Below are 17,606 nucleotides of genomic sequence, written 5' to 3' on the forward strand. Positions count from 1 at the left end.
GCCCAGACTGAACAACGTGGCAAGCGCTTTTCATGCAGCACTCGCGGCGCGCCTCAAGCATATGAAGGACGCGCATGTCGCGATTCTCAAGGAAGCGTTCTGCCGGTTGCCGTTGGCGCAACGGCTCGACCTCGAAGACAACACGCTGGAATTGCTCGCGCTGCGGCCAGTATCGGCAGCCACGGACAAACTTGCCAAGGCCGGCACGGCGCCGTTTGGCATATTGGCACTGCTGCATGGGCGGCCAACCAGAGTCTTCGAGATTTTCACCAGCAGAGATGAAGTAGTGCTGCGTCGCGATATCGACATCGCATTACTCAAACCATCGGTGGCGAAAGAAGCGGCGAAAACGCTGCCCCTCGACGCCGAAGCCTACAAAAACGGCTCCCAGCCTCGCTTGAACGCCACCTGCAAGGCGTTCATTACTCGCCTCGATATTGAGGGCGCACCACTGGCGCAACAGGCACGCACCGCCGTGCCCGATACCTTCGCCTCCAACAGAGTCAACGCCATTGCCAGCACCGCCGTCCGGCATCTGTTCGATGCTTATGAAGCGAAAGCCTTGCAAGACGCGTTGCGCATGCCCGAACTCGAGGATGCCGCGGCCAGTCACGAGAAATGGCTGGCGTTTTACCAGAAGCTGAGCCCGCCCAAGCGCTGAGCACTGGCGAATCCGGCGATAGATCGGCTGACGCCATCGCGGGCAAGCCCGCTCCCACGGGATTCAAGGGAGTCTGTGGGAGCTGGCTCGCCAGCGATGGTGCCGGTGCTAGCAGCCTTTCAGAGCTTGCTTGTGCGCATACATCGCGCCATCCGCATCGGCTAGCAGCCGATCAACGGTTTCGTGGCGCGTGGGGTCGTATTCGATCTGGCCGACGCTGAAGCGAATCGCGTAACCGCGGTGCAGCGTGGCGTTGCGCTCTTCGAGGATTTCCTTGAGCCGGGCCATGATCCGCGTGGTTTCAACGTGGCTGGAGCCAGTCAGCAATGCGACGAACTCATCGCCGCCCAAGCGCCCCACCACATCGCTTTCGCGAAAGGCAATGCGCAGCACATCGGCGAAGGTCTTCAGCGCACTGTCGCCTTCGGCATGGCCGTACAGATCGTTGATCTGCTTGAAGTCGTTGAGATCGAAAAACAGCAGCGTCGCCGGCCGGTTCAGGCGCGCGCAGGCATCCAGTGCATGCTGGGCCAGTTGCTTGAAACCACGGCGATTGGACAGCAGCGTCAACTCATCCATGCTCGCCATCTGCACCGCCATCAACTCCTGCTCGGCCATCTCCGCGAGGTCACGCAGCAGCGCGCGCTCTTCGTCATCGAGATGCCGAGGCTTGGTGTCGATCAGGCACAAGGTGCCCAACTTGTTGCCATCGGGGACCGTCAACGGATAACCGGCGTAAAAGCGAATATTCGGCGCTCCGGTAACCAGCGGATTGTCATGGAAGCGCAGATCTTCCAGCGCATCGGGGACCAGCATCAGCTCGTTCTGCAGAATCGCATGACCGCAGAACGAGACATCGCGGGACGTCTCGGTGACATCCAGCCCCACACAGGACTTGAACCATTGGCGATCCTTGTCGACCAGCGTGACCAGAGCGATCGGCACGTTGAACAAACGCTTGGCCAAGCGCGTAAGGCGATCGAAACGTTCCTCCGGCTCCGAATTGAGATTCAGGCCATGCAGCGCGTCGATACGTGCAGCTTCATTGGCAGGCTTTCCGGGCACCAGCATGCGCACACTCCGTAGACAGTCATGCGTTGAGCGTAGCGCTAAATCACCGGGGCTTCACATTTGCGCCACCGGACACGGCCCGCCGGCATCGGCCCAGAGTTTGAATTGCGCGACGAAAATATCGTGCGGCACTGGCACCGGTGCGCGCCCTGCCCCGGGATTCCAGCCCCAGAGCACCAGTTTGTCTTCGCTGACGTGTTTTAACAGTGCGGCGAAATCACGATCACCATTGCTCGCACGGTCCTTGATCATCGCGCAAAGCTTGTCCGAGGGCAGGCCGATCCAGGCCATTTTGTGCGCCGCCGGCGGCAGGCTCCAGTGCGGCGCACCCGGCGGCGCGTGAGGACCGTAACTGGCCGGCGGGTTGCTTTCGGCGTGGCAGGTCGCGCAAGGCAAACCGGCGGCGCCCTTGCCATCCATGCCGCGCACCACATTCATCGCGTGGGGGATGCCGGCGTCGAACTGCAACGGCGAGTCGCCGGGAATGTGGCAGTTCTGGCAGCGCGGGCTCTGAAAGACTTTCTGCACCGTGGCGAAGGCTTTCAGAGCTTCCTGATCTTCGGCAAACAGGTCCGAGGCATAGCCACCGAGACCGAGCAAAACGACGGTGCCCAACACAAGATGTCGTTTCATCTCACACCCCCGACAGTTGCAGTGGCAGTTCGCGCAGGCGTTGCCCGGTGAGGGCAAACACTGCGTTGGCCACCGCCGGCGCGGTCGGTGGCACGCCGGGCTCACCGATGCCGCCGGGTTTTTCGCTGCTGGGGACGATATGCACTTCCACCACCGGCATTTCGTTGAGCCGCAACACCTGATAATCGTGATAGTTGGACTGCACGACGCCGCCGTCCTTGACGGTGAGTTTGCTGTGCAACGCCATGCCGAGACCGAAGGTGATGCACGATTCCATCTGCGCGGCGATGCTCTGCGGATTCACCGCAATGCCGCAGTCCACCGCGCAGACCACCCGATGCACGCGGATCGCCAGATTGTCCTGCGACACCTCGGCGACCTGCGCCACATAGCTGCCGAACGACTCGTGTACCGCCACGCCCAGAGCATGCCCGTCCGGCAACGGTGCGCCCCAATTGGCCTTCTCCACCGCCAGATTGAGCACTCCGAGGTGGCGCGGGTGCGCCTTGAGCAGCGTGCGCCGGTACTCCACCGGATCCTTGCCCGCCGCCGTCGCCAGTTCATCGATCAGCGATTCCATGACGAAACCCGTGTGGGTATGGCCGACCGAACGCAGCCACAACACATTGATGCCGGTCTGCGGCGAATGCAGGTCGACCTGATGGTGAGGCAGATCCTTGATGTACGGACTGTCGGCCACGCCCTCGACCGAGGTGGCATCGATGCCGTTCTTGACCATCGTAGCCTCAAGCATCGTCCCGGCCATGATCGACTGGCCGACCAGCACATGCTGCCAGCTCATCGGCAAACCATCGGCGCCCAGCCCGACCTGCGCCTTGTGCAGGTACATCGAGCGGTAGTAGCCGCCGCGAATGTCATCTTCGCGCGCCCACACGGTTTTCACCGGCAGGCCCGCCGCTTTCGCCACTTGCACGGCTTCGGCGACGAAATCCGAGGTCGGATTGGCGCGGCGACCAAAACCACCGCCGAGAAATTCCGTGTGAATTTCGACCTGCTCGGGCTTGAGCCCGGTGATCTTGCTGGCGACCATTTGGTCCAGCGTCTGAAATTGCGTACCGGTCCAGATCTCGCATTTGCCGGCGCTGATTTTCACCGTGCAATTGAGCGGTTCCATCGGCGCGTGGGCCAGATACGGCACGCTGTATTCGACCTCGATTTTCTTCGCGGCTTTGCCAAAATTGGCCTTGGCGTCCCCCGCCTGAGTGGCGGAAGTGCCCGGCGTCGCCGCCAGTTTGCGGAAACTTTCCAGCAGTTTTTCACTGCTCATGTCGGCCAGCGGCCCAAGATCCCAGTCAACCTTCAGCGCATCACGGCCCAGCTTCGCCGCCCAGAAATGCTCGGCCACCACCGCTACTCCGCTGGGCACCTGCACCACCTTGTGCACTCCGGGAATCGCCAGCGCTGCGGCGCCTTCGAAGGATTTCACCGTGGCACCGAACACCGGGGCGCGGGCGACCATCGCGGTCATCAGGCCCTCGAACTGCACGTCCATGCCGAACTTGGCGCGGCCGGTGATCTTTTCCGGAGTGTCGAGGCGCTTGGTCGGTTTGCCGATGACTTTCCAGTCCTTGGCTTCCTTGAAGGTGATGGTTTTCGGATCCGGCACCGGCAGTTGCCCGGCGGCATCGGCCAGTTCGCCGTAGGTCGCGCGTTGGTCCCCGGCGATGACCACGCCGGACTCCGTGCGAATCGTCGATGGCGCGATGTCGAAGCGTTTCGCAGCCGCTTCCACCAGCATTTGCCGTGCCGTCGCCCCGGCCAGTCGATAACGGTCGAATTCCATCCAGGTCGACGTCGAACCTCCGGTGATCTGCATGCCGCCAAACGCCGGCAAGCCGTAATCGGCCGCCGAGGCTGGCGAGTGTTGCACGCTGATTTTCGACCAGTCGGCGTCCAGTTCTTCGGCGATCAGCATGGTCAGGCCGGTCCAGATGCCCTGGCCCATTTCCGAATGGCCGAGCAGCACGGTGACGCTGTTGTCCGCCGCGATGCGCAGGAACGCGTTGGGCGCGAAGGTCTTGTTCTGATTTTCTGCCGCCCGGGCAAAGCGATTGGCCCCGGGCACCACGAACGCCACCATCAGGCCGCCGCTTAACAGTGCGCTGCCCTTGAGAAACCCGCGACGCGATACGGGACTGTTCATCGTTCAGCTCCCACAGAATGAATCAGCCGATTTCGGCGGCGCGTTTGACCGCAGCGCGTATGCGCGGATAGGTGCCGCAGCGGCAGATATTGCCGGAGAGCGCCTGATCGATATCGCTGTCGGTGGGCTTGGGAATTTTCGCCAGCAACGCGGCGGCGGACATGATCTGCCCGGACTGGCAGTAACCGCACTGCACCACGTCCAGCTCGGCCCAGGCCTGCTGCACCGGGTGCGAGCCATCACTGGACAAGCCCTCGATGGTGAGGATTTTCTGCCCATGGGCAACGGCAGTCGCCGGGGTGATACAGGAGCGTAAAGGCGCGCCGTCGACGTGCACGGTGCAGGCACCGCACTGGGCCATGCCGCAACCGAACTTGGTCCCGGTCAGGTGCGCAACATCGCGCAGAACCCAAAGCAGCGGCATGTCGGCGGGGACATCGAGCTCCTGATCCTTGCCATTGATATTCAGGGTCAGCATCGGCGGATTTCCTCAGGCTCACGGTGGTGCGAAGGGGCGTCGCTGTGGTCGCAAAAACCTACGGACGCCCGCGCTTATCCCTTTCAGCAAAGCCTAATTTGCGCTTGAAGCCAGACGTTGTGACCAGCGGTCATGCAGACCCCGGCATTGCTCCTACAGTTGATAACGGCTCGCACTGAGTCGTCGTACCTCTGCGCAAACGGTCCGCGTACATCGCGGTTGTCCATCACAGGTCAGGAGTAACGAATATGGGCTTTGTCACCACTCAAGACGGCGTCGATATCTTCTACAAGGACTGGGGCCCGCGCGACGCGCCGGTGATCCACTTCCACCACGGCTGGCCGCTCAGTTCCGATGACTGGGATGCGCAGATGCTGTTCTTTCTCGCGCAGGGCTTTCGGGTGATTGCCCATGATCGACGTGGACACGGGCGCTCCAGCCAGGTCTGGGATGGCCACGACATGGACCATTACGCCGACGACGTGCTGGCGGTGGTCAATCATCTGGGTACGAGCAACGTGGTGCATGTCGGCCATTCCACCGGCGGCGGCGAAGTGATCCATTACATCGCCCGGCATGGTCAGGACAAGGTCAGCAAAGCGGTGTTGATCAGCGCCGTGCCACCGCTGATGGTGCAGACCGAAAGCAACCCCGGCGGTTTGCCGAAATCGGTGTTCGATGGCTTTCAGGCGCAATTGGCGGCGAATCGCGCGCAGTTTTATCGCGATGTGCCGAGCGGGCCTTTCTACGGCTACAACCGCCCGGGCGCCGAGCCGGCTGAAGGGATCATCGCCAACTGGTGGCGCCAGGGCATGATCGGCGGCGCCAAGGCGCACTACGACGGTATCGTCGCGTTCTCGCAAACTGACTTCACCGACGACCTGAAAAAAGTCACCGTGCCGGTGTTGGTGATGCACGGCGAGGATGACCAGATCGTGCCCTACGCCAACTCCGGACCGTTATCGGCGAAACTGCTGCCCAACGGCACACTGAAGTCGTATCCGGGCTTCCCGCATGGCATGCCGACGACGCAGGCTGAAACCATCAATGCGGATTTGTTGGCGTTTATTCGCGGGTAATCGCCTCAATCAGGATTACGGCGATATCGGCAAACACTGATCCCCTGTGGGAGCGGGCTTGCCCGCGAAGGCGTCGCTCCAGTCTAATTATCTGCGAATGACACTCCGCTTTCGCGAGCAGGCTCGCTCCCACAGTTGGTATTGGGTATATATCCGCCAGAGACTGGTCGGCTGGAAGGCCGCCATCGCTGGCAAGCCAGCTCCCACAGGGGGCAAGGTAGATCCGCTATTCATTCGTATCTTGAGATAGCTATCGCGAGCAGACTCGCCCCCACAGAAATCGCAGGCGTGCTGAAAGTTGAATCAATCCCCTACCCCTCTGCCCGCCCTTTGCCTTCACGATCACCACGGTAATGCCTGGCCAGCGGAAAATCCGGCAACCACGATTCACGCCGCACAATCCAGCTCTCATAGGTCGGCTTCAACTGATCCGGCGCATCCAGCGCGCCGAGGTTCACCTCGACCTCATCACCACTGCGGTTGAACACCGACGAACCACAGCGCGGACAAAAGTGCCGCCCCTGGTACTCATGGGTTTCGCCGGTAATCGTCACCGCGTCCTCAGGAAAAATCGCCGAGGCATGAAACAGCGCACCGTGGATCTTGCGACAGTCCAGGCAATGGCACAGCCCGACCCGGTAAGGCTCGCCAGAGGCTTGAAAACGCACATCGCCGCACAGGCATCCGCCGGTAAATGCAGTCATGGTTTAGCTCCATCGCGCTCGTGGTGTCACGCCCCCAGAGCCTATAACAGTCGGCGCTGCAATGCAGGCGATGTTTCAGATGAAAAGCTTGATGTGGCGACACTGCAACGGGCATTCGCCGGCCAGAGCTAATACACTCAGACGCTGACCTGCCGGAACGATCACGATGAAACACCCCACAGCGAAAAACCCCGAGAAAGCCCCGCGCTTCTGGCGCGACGACGCCCTGCCCTTCATCGAAGCGCGGGCCATCGCGGATGGGCGTGAAGTCTGTTATGCGCGGCATTCCCATGCGCACTTTTCTATCGGCGCAACCACCGCCGGGCGCAGCACCTATGTGCATGAGTACGCGCAATATGAGGTGGCGGCCGGCACCGTGGTGCTGATGAATCCCGGCGATGTGCATGCCTGCAATCCGATCGATGATCAGCCTTGGTCGTATGTGATGTTGTATGTCGAAACGCCGTGGCTGACGGATTTGCAGCATCAATTGGGGTTTGCCGGGGAGCTGGAATTTCGCCGATTTTCCGACACGCATCTGACTGATGCCGAGCTGTTTGGCAAATTGATGGGGTTGTATGAGGTTCTGCTCGACGACCAGGTGGAGGCGCTGGCGAAACACAGCGCAGCGGTTGAGTTTTTCAGTGATTTGCAGGTCCGCCTGAATCCAGCGGACGAGCCCGTTGCCGAGCCGAATTTCAAGCTGGAGCGCGCCGCTGATTTCATCCGTGGACATTGCACCGAAGTGCTGAGCCTCGAGGCAATTTGCGCGGCGGCGCAACTATCGCCGTCATACCTGATTCGTGCGTTCAAACAGCGCTACGGGATGACGCCCCATGCCTTCCTGGTCAACCAGCGCATCCAGTTCGCCCGCGAGCGCTTGCGCAGCGGCCAGTTGATTGCCGATGTCGCGCTCCAGGCCGGGTTTGCCGATCAGGCGCATTTTCAGCGAGCGTTCAAACAGCATCTGGCGGCGACGCCGGGGCAGTATCGCGGCTGACTTCATACTCAAAGTTGAACACTGCCCCCCCTTGTGGGAGCGAGCCTGCTCGCGAATGCGGTGTGTCATTCAACACTTCACTGACTGATCCACCGCATTCGCGAGCAGGCTCGCTCCCACAGGGGTTTTGTAATTGACCTGTGAATCAAGTGAACAGCAAATAAAGCGCACTCACCGCCAGCAACAACGCCATCAACCGATTGAACCAGCGCATCACCGCCGCATTGCTCAGATACCCGCGCAAGAACGTCCCGGCATACGCCCAGCAGCCCACCGACAGATAACAGATCACCAGATACACCGCCGCAAACTGCCAGACCAGCCGCGCCTCGCCGTCGGCGACAAACGCGCCCATGCCGGCCACGCATGCCAGCCAGGCCTTGGGGTTGAGCCATTGCATCACCGCACCATAGAGCATCGACGGCGCACGGCCGGACTCGCTGGTGTTCAGCTGGCCGTCATCGCTGGCCAGTTTCCAGGCCATGAACAACAGAAACGCCACTCCGGCCCATTGCACCACGCGGGTCATGAATGGCCACAACTGCAGAACTTCATGCAGGCCCAGGCCCATCAGCACCAGCAACAGCACAAAACCCAGCGTCGCCCCGGCCACATGCCGCTGGCTGGCGCGGAAACCGTACTGCGCGCCTGAACTCAAGGCGACGATATTGACCGGCCCGGGAGTGATGGATGCGGCGAGGGCAAACGCCGCCATGGAAAGAATCAGACTCATTGCACACCTGCTTCAAACGAGGAACGAGGTGGCTACGGTAGCGAGCGGGGGATTTGCGGTATTGAAGAAAATGACCCTGAGGCTGCAAATCTGATCGTTCCCACGCTCTGCGTGGGAATGCAGCCCGGGACGCTCTGCGTCCCATTCAGAGCCGAACGCAGAGCGTCCGTAGAGGCGTTCCCACGCAGAGCGTGGGAACGATCGAAACCTACAGGGAGCACTCAGGCCAGGCGCGGCACGGTGAAGCGGAATTCGCTGCCCTGCCCCGGCTCGCTCTCGGCGACGATCTGTCCGCCATGGGCTTCGACGATGCCTTGGGTGATGTACAAACCCAGGCCCGTACCAGTCGGGTTGCCTTCCTTCACCGTCCAGTAACGATCGAACACATGCGGCAAGTGCTCCTTGGGAATGCCTTCGCCACTGTCACGCACGATAAATACAATCTCATCGCCCACCGATCTCGCGTGTACGCCGACGGTGCCCATGCGCGGGGTGAACTTGATGGCGTTGCCCACCAGGTTCGACAGCACCTGAAACAGCCGCTCGGGGTCAGCGTGGATGCGCAGGTCAGGATCGGCCTGGAAGGAAATGCTGATGTCCTTGTCATGGGCCAGAGGCGACAGCAACGCTTGGGCCTCTTCAAAGATGTGCCCGACCTCCAGCGCCTGCGGGGTGATCGAGTAGCGCCCGGCATCGATTTTCGAGGTGTCGAGCAAGTCTTCCAGCAGCGTGTTCATCCGCGCCGTGGCCTGCTGCATGGTGTCGATTGCCGTGGAGATACGCCGCGAAGTGTGCGCGCCTTCCGAGCTGAAGGCTTTCTGCATCATGCCGCAGAGCATGGAAATCACCGTCATCGGGTTGCGCAGGTCGTGGGAAACCACCGCCACCAGATCATCGCGCGCCTGCACAGCCGCCTGCTCGCGACGTACCTGACGGGCCAGATCGTTTTCCAGCGCCGAACGGCGCAGGTCATTGGCGGCGAACCGGTCACCGTGGCTCCACTTGGTGGAGATCCCGGCCATCTCGACCTTCCAGATCTCGAACGAGGTGCGCGGACGCAAGCGCATCCCGGCGTCGGAGTTTTCCAGATCCAGCGGCTTGCGCGGGTCGCCGCTCCAGTTGATGTTTTCCTTCACTTCCGGACGGAACCACAGCACGCCGTTGTCCACCGGTTTCGGCAGGCTCATGGCGAGTACACCACTGGCCACCGACTGATACTGCGCCGCCGGCGGGTAAACGCTGGACAGGTGATGGCTGGCGAACACCGGCTCGCCGCGCGCCTGCAACCACTTGTGCAGCGCGCGAATTTCTTCCGGTTCAGGGCAGTTGCCGTAACGGTGCAACTGCTTGTCTTCGATGATCGCGATGCCGCCGGCATTGACCAGAGCCATCAATGTTGCAGGCTGCTGGGCGAGGCCGTCGAAGACGTTTTGCGGCGAATCGACCATCGCCTGATTGAGCCGCGCCAGCGCTTCGACCTTCTCTTCACGCTGGCGGGTCAGTTCAAGGGTTTCCATGGCACTGATCTGCAACGACAGGACTTGGCCGATGGTCTGGCAAGCCATGCGCAATTCATGCGGCACGTGCAGCGGCTGGCGATTGCCGCAGCTGATCAGACCCCAGAGCTTGTCGCCCTTGAGCAGGGAAATGCTCATCGACGACAGCACGCCCATGTTCTTCATGTACTGACAGTGAATCGGCGAGACGCTGCGCAGCGTGGCGAAACTGAGGTCCAGCGGCGTCTGCGTGTCCGGGCGCAGTTTCGGCACCAGTGGCACCGGCTGATAATCGGCGTTGGGGATGATCCGCAGCCAATTGGTGCGGTACAGCTCGCGCGCCTGCTCGGGAATGTCCGAAGCCGGGAAGAACAGGCCGTTGAACACTTCCATCGATGGGTCGGACGCTTCGGCGATGACCTGACCGTGGCCCTCCTCCTCGAAACGATAGATCAGCACCCGGTCGTAACCGGTCATCGCCTGGATTTCCTTGACGCTGATGTCGTACAGGGCCTGCAGCGTGGTCGCCGCTTGCAGGCGCTGGAGCATGCGGCCCAGGTGGGTATTGACCCCGGCGACGTTGCGCGGCTGGAAATTCTTCACGTGAATTTCCAGTTCGAGAATCAGCACGCCCTGATGGCGGTGCAGCAAACCTTCGAATTCAGTGTCGTTAAGCTCGAAACGCAGGGGCGCCGCCTCGGAGAACGTCGCCTGTTGCAAGGCTTGCAGCACTTGCGCGGTGTGTTCAGCGCCGATCAGGCTGTGCAGCGGCTGGCCGATCAAGGATTCGGGCGCGCGGGCCAACAGGGTTGCAACGTTGGCGCTGACCTGAATGATCTGCAGCGCAGGCTCGGTCAGGGTCAGCAGCAGACCATGGGGCTGGATCGCGCCGGGAAAGCGGATCGGCTCGTCGGCACAGTTGGCCAGCAGTTCTTCAAAGGCTTGTTGGTCTTGCGGGTTCATGCCAGTACCTCCTGGCGCTCGAGCCACTGCTCGAAACAGCTGAATGTGATTTGTGCTGCGCTGACCACGGCCGCGCGTTCGCTGGCCGCCATGGGCCGGTTGCTCAGGTATTCGATGAACTCGCGCCAGCGCCGCCCGGTGGCCGCGCCGTAGACATCGAGGAAAGCAGCGCCATTGTCGGCGTCCAGATTCAGCCGCGCGGCGATCTCGCGACGCAGGATCTGCCCGCCGAGGGTCGCGCCTTCGAGCACGTACAAAACACCGAGACTGGCGGCGCTGGAGTCAATGACTGGCAGATCTTCACACAGCGGCAAATCATCAGCGGTTGCCCCCAGTGCGCGCAGGTCGGCGCGCAGGGTGTCAGCCTTCAGACGAGGCAGCAGATTGAAATCGTCCGGGACCGCGCCACTGGCGAGCAAAGCCTGTTCGAGCGGCTGATAGAACCCGTAATAGGCCTGCATCAAGCGCTCGAAAGCGGGGGTATTGAGGGTGTCGGAGAAAAAAGGAAGGCGTTTTTCCAGTGCGATGTGCAGTTCGGCTGTGCCGGCCCGCAGATCTTGCAGCACCGGTGGCACATAAACCTCACGGGCCTTTGCTTGCATGTAGATCGCTCTTGGTGGGACCCGGCAGGGGCCATTCTGGGTGGGCTCGACGTGGGGGGAATTTATCACGCCACGCAACTTTTTCTGCCTGCCGAAGCGTTTTTTCTGTCGAACTGCGACCCTATGACAGGTTCAGAGTGGCGCCGGATCAGAAAAGTTCGACCGACGCCATTATCCTGCCACTGCTGACCACCTCAATCAGCGCCGTCGTTCTGCACCGATGGATCGCCGTTGGCCGGTACGCTGCTGTCGACAACGGGTTTCGAAGGATTGTTTTTTTCGGCCCCGGGATAACCGGGCAGACCGCGAGTATCGTCCGGCGTCATGACATCCTCGTTGTCACGGCTGACGTCCCAGTCGGTGGTGGCGTTGGGGTCTTCATCGCGCCCGGCCGTGCCGATGGCGAAGCCGTCGTCGTTGGGATTGACGGTTTGGTTAAGCGCTTTGTCGTTGCTGGATGGGTTGCTCATGTGTGCCTCCAGAACACGTTGATCGGACTTGTTTGGAAACGCCCAAGCCGCTCAAGTGCGATGGACAAGACCAACGGTGCATTCGCGGGGCACTGGTCGCCTGGCGTGAACCACCGCAACGGCGCACGGTTCTCAAGAGAAACACTTGCTCGAGCACTGTCATGAGCCACCCGCGATTCGGCATTGAGGAAGAGTACTTTCTCACTGACCTGCAGAGCCTGCGCATGATCGGCAGTCCGCCGCCACAGGCCATCGAGGCTTGCCGGGCGGCGCTGGGTGTGTGGTTTGCCACGGAGATGTTTCAGGGCCAGATCGAAGTGGCTTCGCCGGTATTCAGCGATTTCGAGCACGCTAGTGATTTCCTGCGTGGCAGCCGTCAGGCCTTGCGCGCGGCCCTGGAGCCATTTGCTCTGGGCATGCTCAGCGCCGGCAGTCATCCGCTGGCCGACTGGCGCGAGCAGGTTCCGACCGACGAGGAACATTTCCAGTATCTGTTCGAACGCTACGGCCATGTCGCCCGCCGCAGCGTGCTGTCGGGCCTGCATGTGCACGTCGAGGTGGCAGAGCCGCTGGATCGCATTGCGGTGATGAACGAAGTGCTGCCCTGGACGCCGCTGCTGTTGGCGCTGAGCTGTTCGTCGCCGATCTGGGATGGCGCCGCCAGCGGTTTCATGAGCTATCGGCAGACCGCGTGTGACGAGTGGCCACGCATGGGCATCCCGCCGCTGTTCGCCGATCAGCGCCATTACGACGAGCACTTGGCGTTCCTCATGCGCATCGGCGCGATCAGCCAGCCCGGCGAGTGCTGGTGGGGCGTGCGCCCGGCCGCGCGTTTTCCGACCTTGGAACTGCGCATGACCGACGCTTGCCCTCGGGTCGATGATGCGCTGACCCTGGCGGCGTTTTTCCGCGTATTGGTGGCTCATGCCAGTGCACAGCGGCGGCCCGGTTTGCTGTACGACCAGACCGCGCGTTCGATGCTGGAGGAAAATCGCTGGCGGGCCAAACATCAGGGGATTCATGCGCGCTTTTTGGTCGAAGGCATCGACGGCGACTGTTCGCTCGCGCAGTGGCTGGAGCTGGCCGAGCAGCGTTTTGCCGAGACGGCGCAGATACTGGGTGCGGCGCAGTTGTTCGAGCGTGCCCGGGCGATCATCGACAGCGGCACCAGCGCCGATCGGCAACTGGCGCTGTTCAACCTCGCGTCTGAACAAGCGCAAAACGGCCGTTCGGCCCTCGGGCAAGTGGCCGAGCTGCTGCTTCAGGAAACCGCTGGCTGATCGCTCTCGGACGGGCCTTTGAGTTCGACCTGATTGCCGTCCGGGTCGAAACAGTACAGCGACAAGCCGTAACCCTCGGCGCCGAAACGCCTGGCGGCTTTCTCCACGGTCAGACCGAACGATTGCAGGTGAGCGATGAGCGCGGCTTCATCGAACGGTTCGATGCGCAGGCAGAAGTGGTCGACATTGCGTCGCTGCGCCTGCGCCGCGCCACCGCCCATGCGCCCGAGTTCGCCGTGCAAGTCGACCAGATCGATCATCGACGTGCCAGCGCGCAAATGCACCAGCCCCAGCGGCTGGTTATGCCTGACCACTTCGGCGCCGAACACCCTGGCGTAGAAATCGATGCTGCGTTGCAGGTCGGCGACGCGCAGGACGATATGATCGATGCGCTGAATGGAAAATGGATGCATGGGCTGGCTCCCTCGAAAGCGGCGACCCGCTCATTGTGCTGCACAAGGGAAAAAATTCACTGTCGATTTTTCGGTGGAGCCATCGACAAAGCGGATTTACTCTCACGTCATGAACATACCAGCCGCTGTCCTGCCGCCCCACGCCGAAATGGTTCGCGCCATGCTCGAGCGCGACACTGCCTATGAAGGCGTGTTCTTCACCGCCGTGAAAACCACCGGGATCTTTTGCCGTCCCATTTGCACAGCGCGCAAGCCGAAACCGGAAAACGTCGAATTCTTCGCCCACGCCGACGAGTGCCTGTGCGCCGGTTACCGCGCCTGCCTGCGCTGTAAACCGCTGGACGCAGCAGCCATCGCCCCGGACTGGGTGCAGGGCCTGCTGAATGCGGTGGACGCCGATCCCGAACGGCGCTGGAGCGATGCGCAATTGCTCGCCGAGGGCATCGAACCGCTGAAACTGCGACGCTGGTTCAAGCAGCACTTCGGTATGACTTTCCACGCTTGGCTGCGCACACGGCGCCTCGGCATGGCTCTGGGCGGGATCAGGCAAGGCACTTCGATCGATCACGCCGCGTTCGACTCCGGCTACGAGTCGCTCAGTGGTTTTCGCGACGCATTTCAGAAGTCCTTCCACATCACCCCGGGCCGCGCGGCCAATAGTGAACCGTTGCTGTTCACTCGCCTGACCACGCCGCTGGGGCCAATGATCGCCATGGCTGAGCAGCGTGGGCTGGTGTTGTTGGAGTTTCTCGATCGACCGGCGCTGACCCGTGAAGTCGAAGCGCTGCAAAACCGTTACGGCTACGCGATTGCACCGGGGCACAACGTGCACTTGCAGCAGATCGAGGTGCAACTGGCGGATTACTTTGCCGGCAAACTCACTCAGTTCAGCGTGCCGCTGCACCTGCCCGGCAGCGCTTTTGCACGCGAGGTGTGGGCGGCGCTGCTGCAAATTCCCTATGGCCACACCAGCACGTACGGCGCCATCGCGGCAGGCCTGGGCAAACCCGGCGCCAGCCGTGCCGTCGGCCTCGCCAACGGGCACAATCGGCTGTCAATCGTGGTCCCGTGCCACCGGGTGATCGGCGCAGACGGCTCGCTGACCGGTTATGGTGGCGGACAACCGCGCAAGGCGTTTCTGCTCAGACTGGAAAACGCCGCACTGCAAATGACTCAACAATTAGCTTTTTGAGCCATGCAATCCAACACGCAAGTAAGGATTTCGATGGGTATGTTCGAATCACCGCAACATGGCTGACATGTATGAGATGGCCAGCGCTTTTCTGGCCGCGATAGACACTGACTGGCAGCGCCATATCAACGCCGTCGGCCCGTGCCTGCATCAACCACATCCAGCGCGCGATCCCTATGAATCGCTGGTCCGGGCGATTGCCTATCAGCAACTGCACGCCAAGGCCGGCGATGCGATCCTTGGGCGTTTAGTGGGGTTGTTTCCCGGTCAGGTGTTTCCACGCCCGGAGCAGATTCTCGCGACTGAGGTCGAGCAACTGCGCGCTTGCGGATTTTCAGCCAGCAAGATCGCGACGATTCAAGGGATCGCCCAGGCGACGCTGGACGGCGTGGTGCCGGATTACCCGACTGCACGGGCGATGGACGATGAAACCCTGATCGAACGCCTGACCAGCCTGCGCGGGGTCGGCCGCTGGACCGTGGAGATGCTGTTGATCTACAGCCTGGAACGGATGGATATCCTGCCGGCGGATGATTTTGGCGTACGTGAGGGATATCGGCGCCTGAAGGGACTGGAGGTGCAGCCGACGCGCAAACAGATGATCGAGATTGGCCAGGCGTGGACGCCTTATCGGACGGTCGCGGCCTGGTATCTGTGGCGCGTGGCCAAGGTTTAGACCGCGTTAGCGTTCTTCGCGAGCAGGCTCGCTGCCACACTGAATCAGCGTTCGGCGCTCTGTTTCCGCGCTCCTGGGGTGAGGGGGAAATCGAACTGGCGCTGCAAATCTTCAGCCTTGAGAATCTCGAACAACGCCTGCGCCGCCGCCGACAGCTCATTGCCCGGCTCGGTCAACACGCCAATCGCCCGTTCGACAGAATCATTCAAGGTCAGGCAATGCGCACCGAGCTCGCGCATCTGCCCCGCGCACAATGCCGGCACCGCGCTGACCCCAAGCCCGCTGGCAACCATTCGCCCGACGGTCGCCAATTGATGACTTTCGAACTCCACCGGCAACTTCATCCCGCGCGCCTGCAAATGCTCTTCGAGCATGACCCGCACGGTCGATGGCCGCTGCAGGGTGATGAATGGTTGCTCCATCAAGGTCTGCCAATCGATATCGGCGCGACCGGCCAGCGCTGAATCCGCCGGTACTACGGCGACAAAGCGATCGACATACAAAGGTGTGAATGTCATCGACGTGCTCTGCATCGGCGCGAACGCCACACCGAGTTCGACCTGACGATCGCGGACCATTTCCAGCACTTGCTCGTTAATCACGTCGTTTACCGTGACGTTGACGTTCGGATAGCGCGCGCGGAAGTTCTTGAGAATCGGCGGCAGCATATTGCCGGCAAATGACGGCATCGCCGCCAGCGTCACGCGTCCGCGTTGCAGGCTGAAACGCTGGCGCATCTCGTCTTCGGCGTTGTCCCAATCGGCGATCAAGCGGCGCGCCAGCGGCAGCAGGGACTCGCCTTCCGGGGTCAGCGCGACATTACGCGTGTTGCGGCTGAACAAGCGCCCGCCCAAGCCCTCTTCCAGCGCTTTGATGGTCAGGCTGAGCGCTGACTGCGACAGGTGCAGACGCTCGCAGGCCACGGCGAAGCTCAGGCTATGGGCCACGGCGAGAAAGGCACGGATCTGTTTGATGGTCATGGTCGCTTTGCTCCAGTTGCAAGCTGCAAGCGTCAAGCTGCAAGCCGTGATGCGATGGCCCTGATCGTTCCCATGCTCCTGCGTGGGAATGCAGCCCGAGACGCTCCGCGTCACTGGACGCGGAGCGTCCCTGGAGGCATTCCCACGCGGAGCGTGGGAACGATCATCGCCGAACGCGTATTAGTGAGCTTTATCAATCAATCAACCGTAAAAATCAACTTAACAAATATATTCCACAGAGAGACACTCCAGTCATTCGGCTAGCCAGCCGCCCGCAAATAATAAAAGAGGTGCCTATGGCAGGTTTCGACAAGCGTGTGTATTCCTACGAGGAAGCGATGGCCGGGCTGGAAGACGGCATGACCGTCATCGCCGGCGGCTTTGGTCTGTGCGGAATTCCGGAAAACCTGATCGCCGAGATCAAGCGCAAGGGCACGCGTGACCTCACCGTCGTTTCCAACAACTGCGGCGTCGATGGTTTCGGCCTTGGCGTGCTGCTCACCGACCGCCAGATCAGCAAGGTCATCGCCTCTTACGTCGGCGAAAACAAGCTGTTCGAAGAGCAACTGCTCAAGGGCGAGATCGAAGTCATCCTTACCCCGCAAGGCACCCTCGCCGAAAAAATGCGCGCGGGCGGCGCCGGCATTCCGGCGTTCTTCACCGCCACTGGCGTTGGCACCCCGGTTGCTGAAGGCAAGGAAGTGCGGGAATTCAAGGGTCGCAAGTACCTGATGGAAGAATCCATCACTGGCGACTTCGCCATCGTCAAAGGCTGGAAGGCCGACCATTTCGGTAACGTCGTTTACCGACACACCGCGCAGAATTTCAACCCGCTGGCCGCGACCGCCGGCAAGATCACGGTGGTCGAAGTCGAAGAAATCGTCGAGCCCGGCGAACTCGACCCGACGCAGATCCACACCCCGGGCATCTACGTCGACCGGGTCATTTGCGGCACGTTCGAAAAACGCATCGAACAGCGCACCATCCGCAAATAATTCAGGCCTACGGAGA

Annotated in this window: 18 protein-coding genes; 7 read left to right on the forward strand and 11 right to left on the reverse strand. The window is 61.5% G+C overall.

Annotated elements, in window-relative coordinates:
- The coding region (locus AC0IXA_RS26120; RefSeq protein WP_471814756.1) for a hypothetical protein at positions 1-661 on the forward strand (661 nt) is incomplete at its 5' end.
- Positions 662-769: 108 nt separating this feature from the next.
- Here the strand turns inward: AC0IXA_RS26120 and AC0IXA_RS26125 are convergent.
- From AC0IXA_RS26125 to AC0IXA_RS26140, 4 genes are read right to left on the reverse strand one after another with little or no spacing between them, the layout of a single operon-like run.
- Positions 770-1,732, reverse strand: a complete 963-nt coding sequence (locus AC0IXA_RS26125; RefSeq protein ID WP_341637858.1) for a sensor domain-containing diguanylate cyclase — start codon at positions 1,730-1,732, stop codon at positions 770-772.
- A 54-nt stretch (positions 1,733-1,786) separates the two neighbouring features.
- Complete coding sequence (locus AC0IXA_RS26130; protein ID WP_122506902.1) at positions 1,787-2,365, reverse strand: hypothetical protein; 579 nt, start codon at positions 2,363-2,365, stop codon at positions 1,787-1,789.
- Position 2,366: 1 nt separating this feature from the next.
- Positions 2,367-4,529, reverse strand: coding sequence for a xanthine dehydrogenase family protein molybdopterin-binding subunit (locus AC0IXA_RS26135; protein WP_471814757.1), 2,163 nt, complete (start codon positions 4,527-4,529; stop codon positions 2,367-2,369).
- A 22-nt stretch (positions 4,530-4,551) separates the two neighbouring features.
- Positions 4,552-5,007, reverse strand: a complete 456-nt coding sequence (locus AC0IXA_RS26140; RefSeq protein WP_007937751.1) for a (2Fe-2S)-binding protein — start codon at positions 5,005-5,007, stop codon at positions 4,552-4,554.
- A 248-nt stretch (positions 5,008-5,255) separates the two neighbouring features.
- On the opposite strand from AC0IXA_RS26140, the gene AC0IXA_RS26145 reads away from it, so the two are divergent.
- Positions 5,256-6,086: an alpha/beta fold hydrolase gene (locus AC0IXA_RS26145; protein ID WP_471814758.1), complete on the forward strand. Its 831-nt coding sequence runs from the start codon at positions 5,256-5,258 to the stop codon at positions 6,084-6,086.
- Between the two features lie 311 nt (positions 6,087-6,397).
- Here the strand turns inward: AC0IXA_RS26145 and AC0IXA_RS26150 are convergent, their stop codons facing one another.
- Complete coding sequence (locus tag AC0IXA_RS26150; RefSeq protein WP_471814759.1) at positions 6,398-6,790, reverse strand: GFA family protein; 393 nt, start codon at positions 6,788-6,790, stop codon at positions 6,398-6,400.
- 166 nt (positions 6,791-6,956) lie between these two features.
- Between AC0IXA_RS26150 and AC0IXA_RS26155 the strand changes: the two genes are divergently transcribed.
- Entirely contained in the window at positions 6,957-7,790 is an 834-nt protein-coding gene (locus AC0IXA_RS26155; protein WP_471814760.1) for an AraC family transcriptional regulator, read from the forward strand.
- Positions 7,791-7,935: 145 nt separating this feature from the next.
- Here the strand turns inward: AC0IXA_RS26155 and AC0IXA_RS26160 are convergent, their stop codons facing one another.
- From AC0IXA_RS26160 to AC0IXA_RS26175, 4 genes are all read right to left on the reverse strand, one after another.
- Positions 7,936-8,523, reverse strand: a complete 588-nt coding sequence (locus tag AC0IXA_RS26160; protein WP_130903229.1) for a LysE family translocator — start codon at positions 8,521-8,523, stop codon at positions 7,936-7,938.
- Positions 8,524-8,744: 221 nt separating this feature from the next.
- On the reverse strand, positions 8,745-10,982 hold the full coding sequence (locus AC0IXA_RS26165; RefSeq protein ID WP_471814761.1) for an ATP-binding protein: 2,238 nt from the start codon (positions 10,980-10,982) through the stop codon (positions 8,745-8,747).
- Positions 10,979-11,584 (reverse strand): biliverdin-producing heme oxygenase, encoded by a 606-nt coding sequence (locus tag AC0IXA_RS26170; protein WP_471814762.1) that lies wholly within the window; start codon positions 11,582-11,584, stop codon positions 10,979-10,981. Before AC0IXA_RS26170 ends, AC0IXA_RS26165 begins: the two co-directional genes overlap by 4 nt.
- A gap of 194 nt (positions 11,585-11,778) precedes the next feature.
- Positions 11,779-12,054: a hypothetical protein gene (locus tag AC0IXA_RS26175; protein WP_071171834.1), complete on the reverse strand. Its 276-nt coding sequence runs from the start codon at positions 12,052-12,054 to the stop codon at positions 11,779-11,781.
- Between the two features lie 161 nt (positions 12,055-12,215).
- Here AC0IXA_RS26175 and AC0IXA_RS26180 point away from each other — a divergent pair, with 161 nt between their 5' ends.
- A complete protein-coding gene (locus AC0IXA_RS26180) occupies positions 12,216-13,334 on the forward strand; it encodes a carboxylate-amine ligase (RefSeq protein WP_471814763.1) in 1,119 nt (372 codons plus the stop codon).
- Here AC0IXA_RS26180 and AC0IXA_RS26185 read toward each other — a convergent pair.
- Positions 13,316-13,747 (reverse strand): VOC family protein, encoded by a 432-nt coding sequence (locus tag AC0IXA_RS26185; protein WP_471814764.1) that lies wholly within the window; start codon positions 13,745-13,747, stop codon positions 13,316-13,318. The two genes, AC0IXA_RS26180 and AC0IXA_RS26185, sit on opposite strands and share 19 nt — an antisense overlap.
- Positions 13,748-13,856: 109 nt before the next feature.
- On the opposite strand from AC0IXA_RS26185, the gene AC0IXA_RS26190 reads away from it, so the two are divergent.
- Both AC0IXA_RS26190 and AC0IXA_RS26195 read left to right on the forward strand, forming a co-directional pair.
- Positions 13,857-14,939 (forward strand): bifunctional transcriptional activator/DNA repair enzyme AdaA, encoded by a 1,083-nt coding sequence (locus AC0IXA_RS26190; RefSeq protein ID WP_471814765.1) that lies wholly within the window; start codon positions 13,857-13,859, stop codon positions 14,937-14,939.
- Positions 14,940-14,997: 58 nt separating this feature from the next.
- A complete protein-coding gene (locus AC0IXA_RS26195; protein WP_471814766.1) occupies positions 14,998-15,615 on the forward strand; it encodes a DNA-3-methyladenine glycosylase family protein in 618 nt (205 codons plus the stop codon).
- 44 nt (positions 15,616-15,659) lie between these two features.
- Here AC0IXA_RS26195 and AC0IXA_RS26200 read toward each other — a convergent pair whose 3' ends face one another.
- Complete coding sequence (locus tag AC0IXA_RS26200) at positions 15,660-16,595, reverse strand: LysR substrate-binding domain-containing protein (protein ID WP_471814767.1); 936 nt, start codon at positions 16,593-16,595, stop codon at positions 15,660-15,662.
- Positions 16,596-16,891: 296 nt separating this feature from the next.
- Between AC0IXA_RS26200 and AC0IXA_RS26205 the strand changes: the two genes are divergently transcribed.
- Positions 16,892-17,590 (forward strand): CoA transferase subunit A, encoded by a 699-nt coding sequence (locus tag AC0IXA_RS26205; protein WP_016774135.1) that lies wholly within the window; start codon positions 16,892-16,894, stop codon positions 17,588-17,590.
- Positions 17,591-17,606: the final 16 nt, after the last annotated feature.

Source organism: Pseudomonas sp. AC083 (genome assembly GCF_979253165.1).

Excerpts from the sequence above, each read along its gene's own strand:
- AC0IXA_RS26175 (WP_071171834.1), bottom strand. The coding sequence starts at position 12,054 with ATGAGCAACCCATCCAGCAACGACAAAGCGCTTAACCAAACCGTCAAT.
- AC0IXA_RS26160 (WP_130903229.1), bottom strand. The coding sequence starts at position 8,523 with ATGAGTCTGATTCTTTCCATGGCGGCGTTTGCCCTCGCCGCATCCATC.
- AC0IXA_RS26140 (WP_007937751.1), bottom strand. The coding sequence starts at position 5,007 with ATGCTGACCCTGAATATCAATGGCAAGGATCAGGAGCTCGATGTCCCC.
- AC0IXA_RS26150 (WP_471814759.1), bottom strand. The coding sequence starts at position 6,790 with ATGACTGCATTTACCGGCGGATGCCTGTGCGGCGATGTGCGTTTTCAA.
- AC0IXA_RS26125 (WP_341637858.1), bottom strand. The coding sequence starts at position 1,732 with ATGCTGGTGCCCGGAAAGCCTGCCAATGAAGCTGCACGTATCGACGCG.
- AC0IXA_RS26145 (WP_471814758.1), top strand. The coding sequence starts at position 5,256 with ATGGGCTTTGTCACCACTCAAGACGGCGTCGATATCTTCTACAAGGAC.
- AC0IXA_RS26155 (WP_471814760.1), top strand. The coding sequence starts at position 6,957 with ATGAAACACCCCACAGCGAAAAACCCCGAGAAAGCCCCGCGCTTCTGG.
- AC0IXA_RS26200 (WP_471814767.1), bottom strand. The coding sequence starts at position 16,595 with ATGACCATCAAACAGATCCGTGCCTTTCTCGCCGTGGCCCATAGCCTG.
- AC0IXA_RS26190 (WP_471814765.1), top strand. The coding sequence starts at position 13,857 with ATGAACATACCAGCCGCTGTCCTGCCGCCCCACGCCGAAATGGTTCGC.
- AC0IXA_RS26195 (WP_471814766.1), top strand. The coding sequence starts at position 14,998 with ATGGCTGACATGTATGAGATGGCCAGCGCTTTTCTGGCCGCGATAGAC.
- AC0IXA_RS26205 (WP_016774135.1), top strand. The coding sequence starts at position 16,892 with ATGGCAGGTTTCGACAAGCGTGTGTATTCCTACGAGGAAGCGATGGCC.
- AC0IXA_RS26180 (WP_471814763.1), top strand. The coding sequence starts at position 12,216 with ATGAGCCACCCGCGATTCGGCATTGAGGAAGAGTACTTTCTCACTGAC.
- AC0IXA_RS26170 (WP_471814762.1), bottom strand. The coding sequence starts at position 11,584 with ATGCAAGCAAAGGCCCGTGAGGTTTATGTGCCACCGGTGCTGCAAGAT.
- AC0IXA_RS26185 (WP_471814764.1), bottom strand. The coding sequence starts at position 13,747 with ATGCATCCATTTTCCATTCAGCGCATCGATCATATCGTCCTGCGCGTC.
- AC0IXA_RS26135 (WP_471814757.1), bottom strand. The coding sequence starts at position 4,529 with ATGAACAGTCCCGTATCGCGTCGCGGGTTTCTCAAGGGCAGCGCACTG.
- AC0IXA_RS26130 (WP_122506902.1), bottom strand. The coding sequence starts at position 2,365 with ATGAAACGACATCTTGTGTTGGGCACCGTCGTTTTGCTCGGTCTCGGT.
- AC0IXA_RS26165 (WP_471814761.1), bottom strand. The coding sequence starts at position 10,982 with ATGAACCCGCAAGACCAACAAGCCTTTGAAGAACTGCTGGCCAACTGT.